Origin of the sequence: Samsonia erythrinae (genome assembly GCF_004342665.1) — a bacterium.
GTDB classification, from domain to species: domain Bacteria; phylum Pseudomonadota; class Gammaproteobacteria; order Enterobacterales; family Enterobacteriaceae; genus Samsonia; species Samsonia erythrinae.
The window spans coordinates 123,001-142,761 of record NZ_SMBY01000003.1; the positions used below are offsets into that span (position 1 = coordinate 123,001).

The window sequence follows — 19,761 nt, forward strand, 5'->3', positions numbered from 1 at the left end:
TCCTGTCTGATAACTGCCAGCGCACGCCGGGCAGAGAAGGCAAAATGATAAAAGGTCTAAGTGCGGGCGAGCTGTTGCTCAATGTAATCGCAGGCAATACTCAGCGCCTCTTCGCGGTCAAAGACGCCATCATTCAAGGCGCTACGTAGCCACAGTCCGTCGATCAAACCGGCCACGCCCTTCGCCGCGATACGCGCCCTCGCCTTCGGCAGGCAGCGGCTGAATTCGACGCACAGGTTAGAATAAAGACGACGATTGTTAACCTGCTGTAACCGATGGAGCTTAGGGGAATGCAGACTGCTGGCCCAGAAAGCCAGCCAGGTTTTCATCGCCGCGCTGTTCGTTTGGCTCTCATCAAAATTCCCCTGAACAATCGCCCGCAAACGGGCGCGGGGCGATGGATCTTCCAGACTTTGCAATCTTGATTTCACCGCCTGACCCAGATGACGAATCAGATAACGCATCGTCGCTTCCAGCAGGCCATTTTTATCGCGAAAATAGTGGCTGATGATGCCATTCGAAACGCCGGCGCGTCGGGCAATTTGCGCAATTGAGGCATCATGCATACCAACGTCATTAATCGCGGCCAGCGTCGCTTCGATCAGTTGCTGCCGCCTGATGGGCTGCATTCCGACTTTAGGCACAGCATCTCTCCTTCATTCCTCATTTTTGCAGAATAAATCACGGTAAAACGCAGTGATTCATGCTCCATGATTTTCCATTAAACTTTTTTTTGATTGAACGTTCAATAAAAAATGAATATCTTTTATTGCTGAAAAGTTAAAAATTAGTATCAATTATCATAAAAAATGGTTTAAGTTCAGAGGATAACGCCACCTTAAAAGGAATAACTGATTTTTTGTTCTGACAATCACACTTGGCGAAAAGCGTACTCAGCGGATGTCCTGCGCAGTGTTCTTGATATGCGCTAAGCGCGCTTCGTGCAATGTGGGTCAGCGTATGTGTTCACGCAATGCAGGGGATAACCATGCCAGCATCAGAAATTACCGCTCAACCCGCGAAGGATCGTCTGAATCCTGTCGTGTTCTATACCTCAGCCGCCTTGATCCTGACGTTCTCACTGATGACGATCTTGTTCAATAAGGCGGCAAATGCCTGGATAACCCGCGCGCTCAACTGGGTTTCCGCCACCTTTGGCTGGTACTACCTGCTGGCCGCCACGCTGTACATCGTCTTCGTTATTTTCATCGCCTCATCACGTTTTGGCGCGATTAAGCTTGGGCCGGAGCAGTCAAAGCCTGAATTTAGCCTGATGAGCTGGGCGGCGATGCTGTTTGCCGCGGGGATCGGTATCGACTTAATGTTCTTCTCCGTCGCGGAGCCCATCACGCAGTATATGATGCCACCGGAAGGCGACGGGCAAACGATGGAGGCTGCGCGACAGGCCATGGTCTGGACGCTGTTCCACTACGGATTGACCGGCTGGTCCATGTACGCCTTAATGGGGATCGCGCTGGGTTACTTCAGCTACCGATATAATCTGCCGCTGACGATCCGTTCAGCCCTCTACCCGATCTTTGGCAAGCGCATCAACGGCCCGATTGGTCACAGCGTTGATATTGCGGCCGTGCTCGGTACTATCTTTGGTATCGCAACCACGCTCGGTATCGGCGTCGTCCAGCTTAACTACGGGCTGAAAGTCCTGTTCCAGCTTCCTGAGAATCTCACCGTTCAGGCCTCGCTGATTTTACTTTCCGTCATCATGGCAACGGTATCCGTAACGTCCGGCGTAAACCGCGGCATTCGCTTTCTTTCAGAACTCAATGTCCTGCTTGCGCTCGGTCTGATCCTGTTTCTGCTCTTCTGGGGGGATACTGAATTTCTGCTCAATGCGCTGGTGCTTAACGTCGGTGATTACATCAATCGCTTTACAGGCATGACGCTGAACAGCTTTGCATTCGATCGTCCCACGGAATGGATGAACAGTTGGACGCTGTTTTTCTGGGCATGGTGGGTGGCATGGGCGCCGTTTGTCGGGCTGTTTCTCGCACGTATCTCACGCGGCAGGACGATCAGACAGTTTGTCGTCGGCACGCTGATTATCCCGTTTGTCTTTACGCTGCTGTGGCTTTCTATTTTCGGCAACAGCGCGCTTTATCAAGTGATCCACGGTAATCTGGACTTTGCGAATGAAGTCATGCAGCACCCGGAGCGCGGTTTCTACAGTCTGCTGGCGCAGTATCCGGGCTTCAGTCTGAGCGCCTCTGTCGCGACCATTACCGGTTTGCTGTTTTATGTGACCTCTGCCGATTCCGGTTCACTGGTGCTGGGCAACTTTACCTCACGTCTGAGCGACATCAATAATGATGCGCCAAACTGGTTACGCATTTTCTGGTCGGTGGCTATCGGCCTGCTGACGCTGGGCATGCTGATGACAAACGGCGTATCCGCCCTGCAAAATACGACCGTCATCATGGGGCTGCCCTTCAGCTTTGTGATGTTCTTTATTATGGCCGGGCTGTATAAATCGCTGAGAGTCGAGGATTACCGCAAAGCCAGCTCGTTACAGACCTCGGCCCCCATGCCCGTTTCCGGCGACGGCCGTTTGAACTGGAAACAGCGTATCTCACGCGTGATGAACTTCCCCGGCACCACGCATACGCAGAAGATGCTGGATGATGTTTGTAAACCGGCCATGGAAGACGTCGCACGCGAACTACGCCTGCGGGGAGCCAACGTCGACGTCAGCGAACTGCCGCCGGTTGAAGATGAACGGCTGAACCATCTAGAACTGCTGGTCGATTTAGGGGATGAACAGAATTTCCTTTACCAAATCTGGCCGCAACGTTACAGCGTTCCGGCGTTTACCTATCGCGCCCGCGCCGGTAAATCAGACTATTATCGGTTAGAAACTTTCCTGCTGGAAGGCAGTCAGGGTAACGACCTGATGGACTACAGCAAAGAGCAAGTGATCAACGATATTCTGGATCAATATGAACGACACATGAACTTTCTCCATCTCAATAGAGAAGCTCCGGGGAATACGTTGACCTTCCCTGACGCATGATCACTCACTTAATGGCGCTGTTAACAGCGCCATCTTTTAATGGACTACAACCGCATCACGAGACCTTCCGCCCCATCTACCGCTTCCCCGAACTATGGGCTATGCCGCATTCTTGGCTTCTGCAATTTGCGCTTTATTTTTGAAACGGTATACTGCACTCATTAAATTGAAATACGGTTTTAAAAAATGTATTTGTCCGTCACAAAAAAGGAACGAACATGAAAATTGCATTGATTAACGAGAACAGCCAGGCAGCCAAAAACGCCATCATCGCCGAGTCTCTGACCAAAGCCGTTACGCCGCTGGGCCACACTGTACACAACTACGGTCAATATGCCGTTGAAGACGCTGCACAGTTGACCTACATCCAGAACGGTATTCTGGCGGCTATCCTGCTGAACTCTGGCGCCGCGGATTTCGTCGTCACCGGCTGTGGTACGGGTCAGGGAGCCATGCTGGCTTGTAACTCTTTCCCTGGCGTCATCTGTGGTCTGGTTGTTGACCCCTCCGACGCTTACCTGTTCTCGCAGATCAACAACGGTAACGCGGTTTCCGTTCCCTACGCGAAAGGCTTCGGTTGGGGAGCAGAGCTGAATCTGGAAAACCTGTTCACCCAGCTGTTCAAGGAAGAAGGCGGCAGAGGCTATCCGAGCGATCGTGTTGCACCTCAGCAGCGCAATAAAAAAATCCTGGATGCAGTAAAAAAAGTCACCTATAACGATCTGATCACTATCCTGAAGGGTCTCGATCAGGATCTTGTGAAAGGCGCCATTGCCGGCCCCAAATTCCAGGAATATTTCTTCGCGAACAGCAAAGACGAAGCATTGACCAGCTACATCAAAACGCTGCTGGCTTAATCCTCCGGACGTTAACAAAAACCACGGGTCGCGATGGCCAGTGGTTTTTTTATGCCTGCGCGATGCCCATTTGCATGTACATTCACGTACTGCTGCGGTGCAAATTCTCCGTTAACGTTCAATGCTTAGCCAGACGCACCGATAGCGCTAAATACTGCTTGACCAGAGCTTAGCGACTCCCTATAGTAGCGCCCCGTTGCCCCTTGTTGGCGACCCCCGGTGAGGTGTCCGAGAGGCTGAAGGAGCACGCCTGGAAAGTGTGTATACGTGAAAACGTATCAAGGGTTCGAATCCCTTCCTCACCGCCATATTTTGTACAAAATCAAAAACTCAAACCTTGATTTTGTTATGCATAAAATCATACGTAAAAAGTCCGCTTCGGCGGACTTTTTGTTTATGAAATCCGGCCTCTCTCATTCGTTAGTTCTCCCCCACCTCCCTTGTAGACCCCAGCATAGCCTTTAGAAAGACATTGCTCCCTATGTAATCCCCTAAATTGTTTTTACCTCATGAACAGGAATGGAGATTATTCATTCTTCCTGACGCCGAATAATCAAGATAAGACTTCATTGTTATCTGAATGTATGAGAAAAAATGATTTTTTACGTTACTGTGCTAAATAACCACCATCGATAGGGTATACGCTACCAGTACAGAATCCTGCCAGATCTGACAATAAGAAAGAAATAAAATTAGCGACCTCAAGTCTTGTAGCAAAACGCTTCATCGGATGACTATTACCAAACGCCTCAAGCACGTTAGCAGGAGCTTCCCTCATTCTGGGGGTATCAACATATCCTGGAGCAATAGCATTTACCCGTATTCCTTTATCAGCGAATTCAAGTGCAGCTGATTTCGTCAGTCCTATTATGCCATGTTTGGCAACAGTGTATGGGGCTAACCCCGCGATACCCACTAAACCATTAACAGCAGAAAGATTAACTATTGACCCACCGCCACTTTTTAACATTGCAGGGATCTCATATTTTAAACAATAAAACACACTGCTTAGACTGGTATTGATAACTCTGTTCCAATCATCAATACTCTGATCCGGTATATTTTTATTATGTGCACCTGTTATCCCGGCATTATTCACAGCTAAATGCAACGCACCAAATTTTCTCATTACACTATCAACCATCCGTTCTACGGATACTGGATCTGAAACATCGCATTCTATACCTAACGTAATTTTTCCTGCGGGGTCTAACTCGTAAGCTTTTCTTTCTGAATGTTCTTTATCTCTTGATGCGATAACAACATAAGCACCATTCTCATGTAAAATATCAGCTATAGTTTCACCAATACCATTGGTACTACCCGTTACAATTGCTACTTTTTTTTCAAAATTCATTATTCGTCCCGCCTGTATAAAGCGCTGTTAATAAGCATCACAGTTTTTTTTCCTTCCCTTCCTCGACAAAAAGAGTACTGCTGAGAGCAAGCGCATGACTAACTTTATTACATAATTCGGTATAAATCGCTTGCTCTCCAGGTGTCAGCACTTCCATTGCTAACGTCGCCATATCATGATGGCAGGTAGCGGCACGAGAGAGAAAATCCCTTCCCGATGCCGAAATAGCCGTTCTCTGTTCCCGACGATCTATAGCGTCCTGATCTTGCGTAACAAAACCCAAATCTTTCAGCACCCTTAGCGATTTTGACATGCTTGCTCGGGTTATACCCAAACTCTTGCTCAGACCTGAAGGGGTTGATGGACCATTTAAACGCAATACTTCAAGGATATCGTACTGACTCCATGATACCTTCTCCGGCGTGTAGTAAGCCCTGCGAGCGACCATAACGCACTGTAATCTGGATAGAGCAGTTTCTAATGTATCAATAGCCTCAGACATATTGATAACTTCCCTCGCAAAAGAATGGTGTACCGACAATACATAATTGCCAAAAAGAAATCAAATCACCAAGAGAAAGGCGTTTTTATCTGAATATATGCTCACATAGGAAACCATTATGTAAATCATTCATAGGCTATTGAAATAACAACATTTTGATTTAACTAATAAAATAAGAGGCGATACGTTAAACCTCGTCAGGATAGGATTTTCAAACGTTTAACCTTACTGGTAGTCGAATACATGAGAGAGATATTCTCTGGGCCAAGAAGCCGGTTGCCTCCGTTGTTGATCACGATAAGCGCGTTGCTAAAAATTATGCGTTTCATGAGGATCAAGATATCTATGTGCCACACACTGAGTATGACAAATGCACACAATTTAACAGCGATGATTACAAGCCTACCAAGGAAGAGATCACCCGTTTTCCAAGTCGTCCGGGTAATCCAGCACAGCCTGATAGCGATCTTGACTACATACCAACACTCGCGGCAGACAGGAAAATCCAGTGCCTAAATTGAAGTTCCTAGGTTATTATCATAGCTGAACAACTCTCGATTGGAATAAAGTGCTGAAGCATGGTGTTTAGTCTGTATATCGATATCAATCACGATGATAACTGAGGTTTTATGTCCCATCCTGTATCAGCGACGATTATTGATTTTTATCATAAACATGCCTATGAATGGGATGAGATAAGGCAGCGACGTTTTCTCGAAAAAACCTGGATAGATCGATTCTTATCAGACATCCCACCGAATAGCGATATAGTTGATATAGGCTGCGGTTCTGGTACTCCACTGGGTGGATATATAATCAATCAAGGTTACAATCTCACAGGGATTGATTCATCTTCGCCATTAATTGAACTCTGCGTAAAACGCCATCCTTTTTCCAAGTGGATTATTGGCGATATGCGCACGTTATCATTGAATAAAACCTTTAATAGAATCCTGGTTTGGGATAGTTTCTTTCATCTTACTCAAGATGACCAAAGAAAAATGTTTCCTATCTTTAAGGCACATTCTCGCAAGGGTGCAATGCTAATGTTCACGAGCGGAACCTATGACGGTGAGGTAATTGGAAGACTTTTTGGTGATGATCTATACCATGCCAGTTTATCACCTGAAGAATATCGCAACCAATTAGACAGCAATGGCTTTGATATTATTGATTACATAGAAAACGACCTCTGTTGTGACAGAACGATTTGGTTAGCAAAATATCGTTAAATTTTTAATGCGCCCATCCATCGAGATGGATACACCGAGAAGAAAACGCCCTTAACTTACGTTAAGGGCGTTTTTTTATCACAATATCGGTGGCATAGAAATATTCACTTCCATACCGCACAAGCCTCAATCATAGGCATGAAGCGTGCGCTGACACAGCGCCGAACGCACACAATCCTCTTTACCGAAAGAGACGACGCCAATCATATCGTCCTCAACAAAGCGCTCCAACGCATCTTGCAGACCGGATCTAACCCCGGTCGGCAAATCACATTGCGTCACATCGCCATTAACAATAACGGTGACATTCTCGCCTAAACGCGTCAGGAACATTTTCATTTGGTTTACGGTTACGTTTTGCGCCTCATCCAGAATCACAACGGCATTTTCAAACGTCCGCCCGCGCATATAAGCGAAAGGCGCAATTTCAACTTTGCCTATTTCCGGTCTCAGGCAGTACTGCATAAAAGACGCCCCCAACCGTCTTAACAAAACGTCATAGACCGGGCGGAAATAAGGCGCAAACTTCTCCGCGATATCACCGGGTAGAAAGCCAAGATCCTCATCAGCCTGTAATACCGGCCGTGTCACAATAATACGCTCAACCTCTTTTTGAATGAGTGCCTCCGCCGCTTTCGCCGCGCTCAGGAACGTCTTGCCACAGCCCGCTTCGCCAGTGGCAAAAATCAACTGTTTGTTTTCTATCTCAGACAAGTAATGTTGCTGGGCGGTAGTACGAGCCTCAATCACGGAACGATCGCGATGCTCTCGCGCCATTCCTATCGCTTCAATCCCACCCATCTGTACCAGAGAAGTGACCGATTCTTCCTCGCGTTGACGATGACTACGCGACTCACGACGAATAACGCGTTTCGCTTCACGACGAGCTTTGATCACTGCTTTTTGTCTTCCCATAGTGGCACCTTACAGTTTGTTTCACTTACCGCACTGCCTTACAGCGCGTGACGTTTAACTCACTAACGAGGTCTGGCTTCCTTATTAAGCCGATAATGGACAAAGAACGGATATGATTACCCCACAACCCGAAAGAAAAATAGGCGGGATACTCGTAGACAAGAAAGGAAAATAAATGAGGAGTTGGCGTAAAAAAAGAATCGTGTAGCACTGAAATCAAGGGGGAAAAGAAGCGCTCGCGTCGGCAAGTCAGTGGGCTAGCATGTTGATATCGACTACAAAGTCCGGCAAAGGACATTACCATTCGCGTTCCTCACAGTAACAGTGACTACGCCACCGAATAATGCTTGATCGCATAACAAAATCGCGACTTACTACGGCATAAAGCTAGTATCGAATGATTTCAATAGTATGACAGTGCCGTAATTTACCCCGATAACGCAAGCATTTCTTACACTGTCATGACATTTATCTATAGTCGGTATCCTGGAATTTCACAACGCAGAGGCATAAAAAATACATAGCACGCGTTAGAAATGTCGCTGCCAGTCCAGATATTGATCGTATTTACGTAACGCGCTGCGGTAGATATTTTGTTCGATATCAGGAAAATGATCGCATAACTGCTGCTGAACACCATTGCGATGCCCGGAGAATTTTTCTGCCGGATAATTATTCGCGACCAGCAGCTCATCCAACCGCCGAAGGCGAATAACGTATTCTCGCATCGTGCTATGGCGCACTTCGGTTTGTTCAATCAGGTATTGTGTGAAAGCCTTTATATCGAAATAGCTAGCCTGGGTATTACATAATATTTCGCTACAAAAACGGCAAAGTGGGACGAGTTCTTGTTGCAAACCAGACCAAATTTCGTCATCAATAAGCCTGTCGATTCTGCCAATCGACTTTTTATTGATTAGCTGATTACGAAACACCAGTGAAACGCGGTCCAGCTCTTTATTGCAATGAGAACAGTTGGTTTGTCTATGTTTGAAATCTTTCAGATAACGGCTTAATAGCTGTTTCTTCCGGGTTGATAGATGCATGAATCCATTCCATGACATATATAGCCTTAATGAGAAGCGCTAGCGCCATACATTAGGGTAAAAATACCCGCGCTATAGAAACAGGAAACACGAATGATTGGCATCGTAATGCCATGCGCTTACCCGCATTCAAACACGTTGTAATCCTGCCACTTCAATCACTGAAGGTCTATGTGATAACAGTATTCCTACGCCGTGTAATTAAACATCGTTGACTAATTTCACGCGCAGACGCTTTATCGCCTGACTATGCAGTTGACTAACCCTCGACTCTCCAACTTCCAGAACGGCGCCGATCTCTTTCAAGTTCAGCTCTTCCTGGTAGTACAGCGTCAACACAAGCTTCTCACGCTCTGGCAGGTTTTCAATCGCATCCATTACACGATGGCGTAAATTCCCTTCCATCAGTTGATGCAATGGATTAGCGTCTTCATTCCCTTCCAATAACGCTTCTGCGCTGTCGCCATGTTCTTCACGCCACTCATCATAAGAAAAAAGCTGGCTATTGTTCGTGTCCAGCAATATCTGACGATATTCTTCCAGCGTGATATTTAGGACCTGCGCAACCTCCTGCTCAGTTGGAGTTCGACCCAGTCGCTGTTCAGCCTGCTGCATTGCTTGTGCAACTTCCCGCGCATTACGCCGCACACTCCGAGGAGCCCAATCGCGGCTGCGTAATTCATCCAACATCGAACCACGGATCCGCTGAACGGCATACGTCGTAAACGCCGTGCCTTGCAACGAATCGTAACGCTCAACTGCGCTAAGCAAACCGATACCACCGGCTTGCAGCAAATCGTCAAGCTCGACGCTTGCGGGGAGACGAACTTGTAAACGCAAGGCTTCATGGCGCACTAGCGGAACATAGCGCTTCCAAAGGGAATTTTTATCCATTGTGCCTTCGGCGGTATACAAATCGCTCACAGTGACAAGTACCTACGATGATAATGTTATCGACACTATTATGCGTTTAGGTAGGGTAGCCAATCGCATGAATAGCGTTAAAAAAGAAGGGTTATTCCTGCTATGTGTGGCAGGATTTTGTAAAGAACCGTAGAAGGAGGACAAGCGCTAACCGTAAACAGCGTTAAAATACAGCAAAGTTGTGATACACCTCTATTTTTAAAATGATTCTACGTTTAATCAAATAAAGCAATAATTTTATGCTCCTTCAGGAGGAGCTGGCGAAAGAGCATTCAAACTCGTTCTTAAGGCCATCAGTAAAATGCGCCGACCATTCGCGTCCAGTTCAAATTCACGATAATTTCGCCATAAACACTCCGACAACTTTTATCGCGGACTCTCTGAACAAAAAAACTGCCTGAACTTGCAATCTTTTTAAAATGAACTGGCGCATTCTGCGGAAAGTGGGAGCCGGGAATATTTTATCATGATGGAAAACAAATACATAATGCGATGATCATTTCACAATAACAGCAACGTCCCTTGGGCGCTGGTAATAAACTGCATCAAATTGTTTTCGATAATAAATTGATATAGTATTGGAAAATATTAACGCCCTAAAATGTGGTACGCAATGATATCGGTCTGCATGATTGTTAAAAACGAAGCTCAACACTTACAAGCCACACTCAAAGCTATTGCTAAATACTTTGACGACATCGTCATTGTTGATACCGGTTCGACTGACGATTCAAAAAAAATTGCGGGCGAATTTACTGATAAAATTTATGATTTCACATGGGTATCTGATTTTTCCGCCGCACGAAACTATGCCCTGCAATTTGCAAAATATGATTGGGTGTTAGTTGTTGATGCTGATGAAGAGCTGAATTTTATAGATAAAGACAAACTCGCCACTCAGATCTCCGCCCCACCTACACACGTTGGAACAGTCGAAATACGCAGTATCATCAGCAGCGAAACGCCCGAAGAAACAGACTCGGTTAAAGAACGTATTAGCCGTCTTTTCAATCGTTCACTCTATCACTATCGCGGTATTGTCCATGAGCAAATATGCAACAAAAAAACGGGTAGTCTTCCGACACGCCGTTTTGACACCTCCTTATCATTTCTTCATGTGGGGTATCAGCATGAGATATTAGCGAGTAAAGACAAAATTTCCCGCAATATTAACCTATTAAAAGAAGCAATAAATCATGCGCCCGAAGATCCTTACTGGCATTATCAGTTAGGGAAAAGTTATTATTTGGGAAAAGATTATGTCATGGCTGCCGGCTGCTTTGAAAACGCCCTGACCTTACAAAAAGGAGCATACCATAATTATAATGACGTGCTCATTGAATGCTACGGTTATTGCTTGCTCAACACTGCACAATATGAAAAAGCCTTAGATATTATAAAGTATGAGAATGTTTTTACCTCTACCGATTTCATGTTTCTAAAAGCACTGATACTCATGAACAATGCAGATTTCCAAGGCGCATTAGACACTTTTCAAGTATGTACAAGGATGGAGCCAGGTCGAAAGAAAGGCCTGAATACATACAAGGCAAATTATAATATCGCCGTCATCCTCGAATGCTTTGGCATGAAGCCTGAGGCACTGGATTATTATCAACGATGTGGTGATTACCGCCCTGCGCTTGAGGGGATAAATCGTATTCGATAGTGTTTTTTAACAATCAGTGATAGCATTACTTTAAATATATTAGCTCAGAGTTGAACTACTGCTAGAGACTGTAATTCAAACTTTGACCACCTAAGCCCTCATCTTTAATACCGTGGCAATTACACAGTATTATTCATAGAGTCGACAGTTACCTATGCAAGAATCAGTAACTGTCAGACCTAATAAAATCAGTACTCAAAAGAGTCGCCTATCCCCCCCATATTAGCTTGCATAGCTCTTGCTACACATTTTTCATGAAATGTTGTAGGTGCTTTCTCTAATAAGATCCGCATAAATGCTGCATTACTCTCCTGGCATTCTGATAAATTAATATCCAGAAAACAAGACTCTTTCATTATGAATTTATACTCAAACCAACCTAAATACCAAAACCACTCTGTATAATATATCCACGAGTTAACATTCATTGCTCTTATATGAGTTGGATCCTGCCATGCTGTAACAGATTTTTCATAAGGGACTTCAATAAAAAAGCAGCCGCCAACTTTTAGAAGATCAAGACAGTTACTCATCATTCTAACAAGATTAGGCACATGCTCCAGAACATTATTTGCATATATAAAATCATACGATTCTTTTCTTATGATTACATCACCAAGAAAAGGGGACTTTAATCTTACAGGCCAAGAGTGCTCACCACTCAAGTCTAAAATAACATCTGGCAATGTTTCTTCAGAAATATCTATATTAATCCACCCTGTTCTATAGTCTTTCCCTGAACCTATATGTATTTTATTTATTTTATCAGAAAAATTACTTAATTTTTTTTGACTAACAATCCCTTCCGCAACCCTTATAATTTCCTTATAAGAATCAAATTGACATTTTGATTTAAAATTTTCAAGCTTAGCATAACCCTCCGAATAAAATTCTTTAGTTTTCATTTTATTTGTAAAGAAATCAAGCAACTCATCCTTTTTGAGGAAAAACACACTATCATTATAATAAGGTGGAATACTTTCATTATCATCAAGCAAAGAAATAAATGGAGTACCGATAGACAAACAGTTAAAAGCTCGCGCCTCCTCAAAAATGGCAGAATCATAATAGTGACAATTAAATACGCACTTTGAATTTCGTATAAAAAAATCTCTTTCAGGTCCATATAATGGACTACTAAAAGTACTTACACTGACACCAGCAGATTCAATAAGGTCTAATATTTTCTTTCTTTTTTCATTCATTGCCCCAATAAATAAAACGTCAATTTCTCTTTCTTCAATAGGAAGAAATTCTTTTCTTAAATACGGAGCATACCCTAAAGGAGCATAGATCACATCGTAAAGACTCTCATCATATTCTTTTATATTAGCTTTATTGTAATCTATAAATTGGGCCTTCTTTTGTAATTCTTTATATTCATTTCCAACATGAGATACATCCCTTGATAGATTCTCAAGATTTACAAATAGGCTGCAATAGTTTTCCCAACCAGTAGGAATTATATCATTCGCGCCAAAAATAATATTTATAGAATCATACTTTAGCCTGTTTTTAGTGATGGTAACTATCTTCCCTAAGTTCTCAAACTGATATTTATAAAATAAAGCAACATCTAAAAATGCCAAAAAATGAGGGTTGGCCACACTAGAACTGCTCATTTTTTGCATCAATACTATATTGACTGCTATATTATAGCTCATAATCCGAACACCTCACTTTAGATTGATTAGACTTTTATATTTTTATAAAACATTCAAAATTTAAAATTAAAAAACACTATAATCGCATGCATCCAATGCCTTTAATTACCTACTCTGATTATGATATCCATAGTGAAACTGTTATACACAAAATAGTATCCATGGTAGACATACCAGATATAAGAGGACTTTTATCGCGGTAACCATGCATGCAACCAATCATTTAATCCGTTTCCTTCCAACATCCAATGAGATAAAACAGCTTCACGCAATTCATCGCCTAACCTAGCAGCCTCATCCATATCTGCCAGATGAGAACGAATTGCTTCCATCCAATCTTTAAAACGATTGTTGACGAGTGTTACAGGCAACCCACACCGATAAGGTTCTATATCCGTACAAATAACAGGAACACCACATGCACCTAATTCTAATAATCGTAGGTTGCTTTTACACACGTTGAACTGGTTATACTCTAACGGGACCAATGCCAAATCTAGATTTAAGCTCGCTGTTTTTTGTGGATAAAATTCTATCGGTACACCAGCATGAAATTCACATTTAACACCTTCAGGTTTCATTCCCATAAATACCCATTCAACTTTATTTTCCAAGGCTTTCATCACAGGCCGCAAAATATCTAGATCTCCAGAATGACTACTTCCCCCGGCCCAGCCAATACGTATTTTCTTTCCAACTCGACGCTGACTACGCAAGTGCCGCCACCAGAGGGGATTCAATCGATTCTGAGCAATACGAATATCTGAATGAAACTTAGAAAGCTCTTCAGCCAACGGAACTGTTGATACTACGAGCCAGTCAGCTACTTCTATACAGCGGCGCAATCCGCCAATAACCGATTGAGAAAAATCCTTTCTATGTATTGATCTTACAGGAATGTTGGATAAAAAGTCGTCATACTCAAGTACAATTTGAGATTGTGTGTACTTCTTATATTTTTTTATATACTCAGAAATACTTTTAGTCACAGCTCTCTGTACAACAGTAACATCAGGTTCGATGCGTTTTAGATCCACTACCCCCGATAAAGATGAAATTAGCCCACCGTCAATATGAAACTCGCGCTCTAACGCTTTGAACGGATGTATAACGCGATAATGTCCGCATCCGAACCAATCGGCATGCATCCCGACTACAACAGGTAAAGGACGCCCAGGCAAGGGCGGCTGGCAGCGAACCATTTCAGATCCCAGTGAAAACCCAGGAGCAAGTTTGCTATAGGAAGGATGATAGAAAGGATCATTTACTAGTTGAGGCAACCATTCCTGATATAACGCTTCCACATCTGACGGTTGCGGAGTTGGTGCCAAATCAAATTTTTTCAATAAGCGAGAGGCACCACCCAAGTGCATTACTCTTGCCTCTGGAGTCCAAACTACCAAATACCCTTGCTGACGGGCTTTGATACCAAGATCAACATCACCAAAATACACTGGAAAGCATTCTGCGTTATATCCTCCCAGCTCATCAAACACCTCACGACGCATCATCATGCAGGAAGCACTGACAGCACTGACATTGTGAGTTGTACACAAGCGGTTCATATAACCAGATGTGGATGAGGATAGCCCCTGAAACAGGATTCCTGAGTGGTCATTTAAACCTAGTGCAATACCACCATGTTGAATCCTGCCATCAATAAATTCCAGTCTAGCTCCGACAATACCGACTTCTGGCCGTAAGGCATGCGATAACATATTGTCCAACCACTGACCATCGATAATTTCGGTGTCGTTATTAAGGAATAGTAAAACATCACCTCTGGCCTGTTCCGCTGCATAATTATTAATGGCGGAAAAATTGAAAGGGTGAGGCCAGTTCAAGATTTTGACATTATGTAAAGACATATCAGCTAACTGAGATAGGTACTGGCACGCATCAGATTCTGTAGAGTTGTTGTTCATGATCAACAATTCATATCGTGTGTAACATGTTTTCTCCATCAGTGTTTCAATGCATCGACTCAATAGCGGTAAATTATCTCGTGTAGGGATAATAATAGAAACTAAAGGTTGAACATCATGCTGGTAATTTATATTGAAAATGCCTTGTTTTTTTCCTTCAACAATTGAGGCAGAAACATGGCAGCGCTGCAAGTGCTGTTGTAAAACTTTCGGATAATACAATAAAACAGTATCGCTACTGGCCCATTCAAGCAATCCTTGAGTCGTATAAATAACTACTTCTGGTATATGCCCTATCGCCTGAGGCCCATCTTTCTCAATCAGTTGAAATACAATATCTAAAGTTCCCAACACCTGATATTCGGTACATATTCCTTCAAGCTCTCGAATACATTGGACATCAACCGCCAGATTTCGGCCAATATAGGGATAGCTGCGTAACATATCAATATTACATTCAGGTTTTAGCATCAAATTTTGTACATTGCCATCAACCAATAGTGCTTCATCAAAGTAAAAAGCTTTTGCCGTAGGAAAACGCAAACGATATTCCGCCAGTAGTAATATCATGTGTGGAAATAACCGATCACCTGCCATAAGCACAAGCAAAAAAGAAGCTGAACATTGTGTGGATATCTGATTTAAAACTCTCGTAACCCCTTTAGGATCAGATAACCAGACAACACCGTCTCTCTCTTTTTTATCTGCTGGGTGGCAAGTAACGACATAGGTTTCTTCCGCTCTACATAACTGCCCTTGAAGACTCTCAAGCGACGCAGAGATAGCCTGTTCATCTACATGATGCTCATTTTCATCAATCACAACAACCGCAATTCTTCCTAACTCTGGTGTGTTATGGATATATGCCTGTAATAAAGCACTGCGTGCAGGTGTAATTTGTCGCTCGCTCAGCCAACTTTCCAATGAATAAACCGGTTTAACCTTATCCCGCAAGGTCAAATTATGCAGTTCTAAATATTGTAGTTCCTGCTCGCTTATTGTTTTAAGTTCTTTTGGAGGCAGAATTGATAGCAACTGTTTCAAGCAGAAAGACATTCTCCAATGCGTTTCAAAAAAAGCCAAGCGTTGAGAGACATAGTTTGCTGCTTGAATATATCCTTTTATCAATTCATCTACGAGCTCTGAAGTCGTGAGCTCTAGGAATTTAACATTCTCATTTCTAAAGGTACTATTTTCTAATGTTTCAGAACAGATATAACCTAGGAAGTTCTGTTCCTCCCTGTATAAATATACTGGAACACCAGCGCAAAGAGCATACCGAGCCATTCTTCCTGTTGCAACTACTGCATCATATTTTTGGAAAATATCCGGTTGCCGTACCACTTGCTCTTGATTTACAAGCTCACAATTCACCCCAACCTTTTCCAAAGCTTCCGGCAACGCATTCAGAATAGAATTCAAATCATTACAGATGATAAGTATATTTTTCAGTCCTTGCTCTAAAGGAGTATGGACAGTACGAAAGTGTTTATCCGGTATAGGTGAAGGAAATACTGAACAAAGAGAGGATGTTATACCGTTTTCATGCAAAAAAGAAGAAAGCCGTCTAATTGTCACCAACGAAAGATCTGCCAAACGATTTTCAAAATAGATATTGGCAGGCATTTCTTCATTACTTTTCAACGACTGATGGTCAATAACCAAATTGGTATGTATTCCATCATTCAATAATCGTCTCAGTATGCTACTATTCGCCGAAGTATACTGCAACCACAGTAACTCATAGTCATTAGAAAAGTCATATTCTTTATCATCAGTAATGAAAATCATTTCCCCATTATAACGATTTTCCACCTCAGCCTTTATTTCATGACTGTATTGATGACAAAAAACATCAACTTCCCAACCCAGTTCAATAAATGCTCCTATGAGGTCCAACGTTGCCAATGTTTCATCACAATAATCTGTTAGCTGGATCGTACTTATAAAAATACTGGGCATAATGGGGAACCTAAGTAAAAAAATGATGATGCTAGCTTACTAAAATAAAAAGAGTAATGATGAGCTAAAAAACGTGCAAGGTTTGCGGTTAACCCTACAATAGAAAAAACCCGGCGTGAAGCCGGGCTGAAAGATTTGTTCGTTGAAGCTTAACGCAGCAGAGACAAAACGGTCTGTGGAACCTGGTTAGCCTGAGACAATACGGACGTACCCGCCTGTTGCAGAATCTGCGCTCGGCTCATGTTGGACACTTCCGTCGCATAGTCGGCATCTTCGATACGGCTACGGGCGGACGACAGATTGTTTACCGAGTTATTCAGATTAGTAACTGTAGATTCAAAACGGTTTTGAATCGCACCCAAGTTACTACGTGCTGTATCAACTGCAGCCAGTGCAGTATCAACTGCATCGATCAGAGCCTGAGAACCAGAAGCAGAGCTAACGCCGCTGATGGCACCAGATACGCCGCTCATAGTCGCGCCAGAAGAAGTAGCATCAATCAGAGATGCGCTTGTAATAGTGATAGATTCAGTATCACCACTGTTCGCACCAACCTGAATCTGAATACCGCCACTTGCCGTACCATTCAGCAGGGAGGTACCATTAAATTTGGAAGAACCAGCAACACGGTCGATTTCCTCCATACGCGCGGTCATTTCAGTTTCGATTGATTGACGGTCAGTCGAAGTGTTAGTGTCGTTAGCTGCCTGTACCGCCAGTTCACGGATACGTTGCAGGTTGTTGTTGATTTCACTCAAGCTGCCTTCGGCAGTCTGAGCCAGAGAGATACCGTCGTTGGCGTTACGCGCCGCCTGAGTCATCCCTTTAACCTGCGCAGTCATACGGTTAGCAATCGCCTGACCAGCAGCATCATCTTTTGCGCTGTTGATACGCAGACCAGAAGACAGACGTTCAATCGCAGTACCCAGAGAAGATTGAGATTTGTTCAGGTTGTTCTGGGTAACCAGAGACATAGTATTAGTATTAATTACTGCCATAATAGCGATTCCTTAATCAGTAAGTGTCAGTTTCGGGTTAGACCCACGGGTTCATCCCCGTCGCTAACATTTATCGGAACGCTTTTCGGAAGCTTTAATTTTTTTTTACCTAAATCCACTTTTTATTACCCGAATAACAATAATGATGAATTCCCGTAGCCTGTTGGCATTCCAACGCTAAATAGCGCGTATTTTTAATGTTAAACTTATTTATTGTTCGGCCGATAACGCTGTTATAGACCACTGAACTCTGAATAAAAGGATTCGATCATGGCAAGCATTTCTTCCCTCGGCGTAGGCTCCGGGCTAGACTTGAGTTCTTTATTAACACAGTTAAGAACGGCAGAAAATCAACGCCTAACGCCCATCACCACGCAACAAAGCAGCTATAAAGCCCAGCTTACTGGCGTCAGCGCACTAAAAAGCGCCCTCGACAAACTGAATACGGCTAACAATGCGCTGGCTAAATCCGAATCTTTCGGTATCACCACGGGTTCTATAGACGGAATTACTAATACCAAGGTTTCCAGCACCAATAAAGCCTTTACCGCAACGACCGACAGCAAAGCCGTCGCTGGAAGCTATAGCATCGAAGTGCAACAGCTAGCGCAAGCACATTCTATTACCTCTGGAGCCAAAGCCAGCGCGACAGAAGCATTAAGCACAACGGACACCACGCTCACTATCGCTCAGGCAAACGGCAAATCACTCACCGTTGACGTGAAAGGCGGAGAAACCTCGCTGAATGACGTCCGCGATGCAATTAACAAAGCAAATGGCGGCGTGAGCGCCAGCGTGGTTAAAGCGAAAGACAATGAATATTATCTGATGCTTACGGCCAGAGACAGCGGCACTAAAGGCGAAATTACATTAACAGACAGCGGCGGTGTTCTGGGCACGACGGCAGAAAAAGTCGCCGCACAGAATTCCGTTATCGTAGCAAACGGCATCGAAATTGAGCGTCAAAGTAATACTATTGATGATGCATTCGAGGGCGTAACGCTCACATTGCAGGCGAAAACCGAAGCTGATAAGCCGGAAACGCTGACGATCGATCAAGACATCACCGGTATGAAAGATGCCGTCAAAGCCTGGGTTGATGCGTATAACGCGCTGCAAGACACCATTAATGCGCAGACAAAATATACTGCCGTTGAGGCCGGAGAAGAACAGTCCAGTACCAACGGAGCATTAATCGGTGATTCGACGGTTCGTAATATACAGAATAAACTGAAAGCGCAGTTAACCAACAGACAGGCTGATAACGGCGAGTTCAACATCCTTGCCGATTTAGGTATCAAGCAAAACTCTAAAACCGGTAAGCTTGAAATAGAAGATGCCAAGCTGGAAAAGGCGTTGAAGGAAGAGCCAGGAAAAGTACAAACCTTTTTCGTTGGTGATAACGATAAAACTGGGTTTGCTACACAGACCCGCAGCTATCTGAAAGAGGTTCTCAATACTACGGACGGTGCGATCAAAACCAAAGAAGATAGTATCAACAAAACGCTAAAATCGCTGGAAACTCAGCACACAAGAATCAGTAATAGCATTGAAGAAACCATCGCTCGCTATCAGAAGCAATTTACTGAGCTGGATAAAGCGATGTCTAATATGAACAGCACTGCGAGTCAGTTGACAAGCATGTTCTCTAAACTCTAAATGTTAGATGCAAGAAAGATAGG

Annotated in this window: 14 protein-coding genes and 1 tRNA gene; 6 read left to right on the forward strand and 9 right to left on the reverse strand. The window is 43.8% G+C overall.

The window, feature by feature from the left end:
• Positions 1-56: 56 nt before the first annotated feature.
• Positions 57-644 (reverse strand): transcriptional regulator BetI, encoded by a 588-nt coding sequence (betI, locus tag EDC54_RS07200; RefSeq protein ID WP_132454675.1) that lies wholly within the window; start codon positions 642-644, stop codon positions 57-59.
• Positions 645-988: 344 nt separating this feature from the next.
• Between betI and EDC54_RS07205 the strand changes: the two genes are divergently transcribed.
• The 3 genes from EDC54_RS07205 to EDC54_RS07215 all read left to right on the forward strand — a co-directional run bounded on the left by EDC54_RS07205 (position 989) and on the right by EDC54_RS07215 (position 4,193).
• Positions 989-3,028 carry a choline transporter gene (locus EDC54_RS07205; protein WP_132454677.1) on the forward strand — a complete coding sequence of 680 codons (2,040 nt, stop codon included), beginning with the start codon at positions 989-991 and terminating at the stop codon, positions 3,026-3,028.
• 218 nt (positions 3,029-3,246) lie between these two features.
• Positions 3,247-3,885: an RpiB/LacA/LacB family sugar-phosphate isomerase gene (locus EDC54_RS07210; protein WP_132454679.1), complete on the forward strand. Its 639-nt coding sequence runs from the start codon at positions 3,247-3,249 to the stop codon at positions 3,883-3,885.
• A gap of 218 nt (positions 3,886-4,103) precedes the next feature.
• A tRNA-Ser gene (locus tag EDC54_RS07215) sits at positions 4,104-4,193 on the forward strand.
• A 299-nt stretch (positions 4,194-4,492) separates the two neighbouring features.
• Here EDC54_RS07215 and EDC54_RS07220 read toward each other — a convergent pair.
• Together EDC54_RS07220 and EDC54_RS07225 are read right to left on the reverse strand one after the other, a co-directional pair.
• Positions 4,493-5,242, reverse strand: coding sequence for an SDR family NAD(P)-dependent oxidoreductase (locus EDC54_RS07220; RefSeq protein ID WP_132454681.1), 750 nt, complete (start codon positions 5,240-5,242; stop codon positions 4,493-4,495).
• A 37-nt stretch (positions 5,243-5,279) separates the two neighbouring features.
• Entirely contained in the window at positions 5,280-5,744 is a 465-nt protein-coding gene (locus tag EDC54_RS07225; protein ID WP_132454683.1) for a MarR family winged helix-turn-helix transcriptional regulator, read from the reverse strand.
• Between the two features lie 629 nt (positions 5,745-6,373).
• On the opposite strand from EDC54_RS07225, the gene EDC54_RS07230 reads away from it, so the two are divergent.
• Positions 6,374-6,976, forward strand: coding sequence for a class I SAM-dependent DNA methyltransferase (locus EDC54_RS07230; RefSeq protein ID WP_132454685.1), 603 nt, complete (start codon positions 6,374-6,376; stop codon positions 6,974-6,976).
• 126 nt (positions 6,977-7,102) lie between these two features.
• Here EDC54_RS07230 and phoH read toward each other — a convergent pair whose 3' ends face one another.
• The 3 genes from phoH to EDC54_RS07245 all read right to left on the reverse strand — a co-directional run bounded on the left by phoH (position 7,103) and on the right by EDC54_RS07245 (position 9,861).
• Entirely contained in the window at positions 7,103-7,891 is a 789-nt protein-coding gene (gene phoH, locus EDC54_RS07235) for a phosphate starvation-inducible protein PhoH (protein WP_132454687.1), read from the reverse strand.
• A 530-nt stretch (positions 7,892-8,421) separates the two neighbouring features.
• A complete protein-coding gene (gene fliZ / locus EDC54_RS07240) occupies positions 8,422-8,937 on the reverse strand; it encodes a flagella biosynthesis regulatory protein FliZ (protein ID WP_132454689.1) in 516 nt (171 codons plus the stop codon).
• A 201-nt stretch (positions 8,938-9,138) separates the two neighbouring features.
• Positions 9,139-9,861 (reverse strand): RNA polymerase sigma factor FliA, encoded by a 723-nt coding sequence (locus tag EDC54_RS07245; protein WP_132454691.1) that lies wholly within the window; start codon positions 9,859-9,861, stop codon positions 9,139-9,141.
• A 628-nt stretch (positions 9,862-10,489) separates the two neighbouring features.
• On the opposite strand from EDC54_RS07245, the gene EDC54_RS07250 reads away from it, so the two are divergent.
• Positions 10,490-11,530 carry a glycosyltransferase gene (locus tag EDC54_RS07250; RefSeq protein ID WP_230514486.1) on the forward strand — a complete coding sequence of 347 codons (1,041 nt, stop codon included), beginning with the start codon at positions 10,490-10,492 and terminating at the stop codon, positions 11,528-11,530.
• Between the two features lie 188 nt (positions 11,531-11,718).
• On the opposite strand, the gene EDC54_RS07255 is transcribed toward EDC54_RS07250, so the two are convergent.
• The 3 genes from EDC54_RS07255 to EDC54_RS07265 all read right to left on the reverse strand — a co-directional run bounded on the left by EDC54_RS07255 (position 11,719) and on the right by EDC54_RS07265 (position 18,079).
• Positions 11,719-13,194 carry a class I SAM-dependent methyltransferase gene (locus EDC54_RS07255; RefSeq protein ID WP_132454695.1) on the reverse strand — a complete coding sequence of 492 codons (1,476 nt, stop codon included), beginning with the start codon at positions 13,192-13,194 and terminating at the stop codon, positions 11,719-11,721.
• A gap of 191 nt (positions 13,195-13,385) precedes the next feature.
• Positions 13,386-17,081: a glycosyltransferase gene (locus EDC54_RS07260; RefSeq protein ID WP_132454697.1), complete on the reverse strand. Its 3,696-nt coding sequence runs from the start codon at positions 17,079-17,081 to the stop codon at positions 13,386-13,388.
• A gap of 149 nt (positions 17,082-17,230) precedes the next feature.
• Positions 17,231-18,079 (reverse strand): flagellin domain-containing protein, encoded by an 849-nt coding sequence (locus tag EDC54_RS07265; RefSeq protein WP_132454699.1) that lies wholly within the window; start codon positions 18,077-18,079, stop codon positions 17,231-17,233.
• Between the two features lie 270 nt (positions 18,080-18,349).
• Between EDC54_RS07265 and fliD the strand changes: the two genes are divergently transcribed.
• Positions 18,350-19,738, forward strand: a complete 1,389-nt coding sequence (gene fliD, locus EDC54_RS07270) for a flagellar filament capping protein FliD (RefSeq protein ID WP_132454701.1) — start codon at positions 18,350-18,352, stop codon at positions 19,736-19,738.
• Positions 19,739-19,761: the final 23 nt, after the last annotated feature.

Coding starts and splice junctions, on each gene's coding strand:
- EDC54_RS07205 (WP_132454677.1), top strand. CDS start 989: ATGCCAGCATCAGAAATTACCGCTCAACCCGCGAAGGATCGTCTGAAT.
- EDC54_RS07210 (WP_132454679.1), top strand. CDS start 3,247: ATGAAAATTGCATTGATTAACGAGAACAGCCAGGCAGCCAAAAACGCC.
- EDC54_RS07220 (WP_132454681.1), bottom strand. CDS start 5,242: ATGAATTTTGAAAAAAAAGTAGCAATTGTAACGGGTAGTACCAATGGT.
- EDC54_RS07225 (WP_132454683.1), bottom strand. CDS start 5,744: ATGTCTGAGGCTATTGATACATTAGAAACTGCTCTATCCAGATTACAG.
- EDC54_RS07230 (WP_132454685.1), top strand. CDS start 6,374: ATGTCCCATCCTGTATCAGCGACGATTATTGATTTTTATCATAAACAT.
- phoH (WP_132454687.1), bottom strand. CDS start 7,891: ATGGGAAGACAAAAAGCAGTGATCAAAGCTCGTCGTGAAGCGAAACGC.
- fliZ (WP_132454689.1), bottom strand. CDS start 8,937: ATGCATCTATCAACCCGGAAGAAACAGCTATTAAGCCGTTATCTGAAA.
- EDC54_RS07250 (WP_230514486.1), top strand. CDS start 10,490: ATGATTGTTAAAAACGAAGCTCAACACTTACAAGCCACACTCAAAGCT.
- EDC54_RS07255 (WP_132454695.1), bottom strand. CDS start 13,194: ATGAGCTATAATATAGCAGTCAATATAGTATTGATGCAAAAAATGAGC.
- EDC54_RS07260 (WP_132454697.1), bottom strand. CDS start 17,081: ATGCCCAGTATTTTTATAAGTACGATCCAGCTAACAGATTATTGTGAT.
- EDC54_RS07265 (WP_132454699.1), bottom strand. CDS start 18,079: ATGGCAGTAATTAATACTAATACTATGTCTCTGGTTACCCAGAACAAC.
- fliD (WP_132454701.1), top strand. CDS start 18,350: ATGGCAAGCATTTCTTCCCTCGGCGTAGGCTCCGGGCTAGACTTGAGT.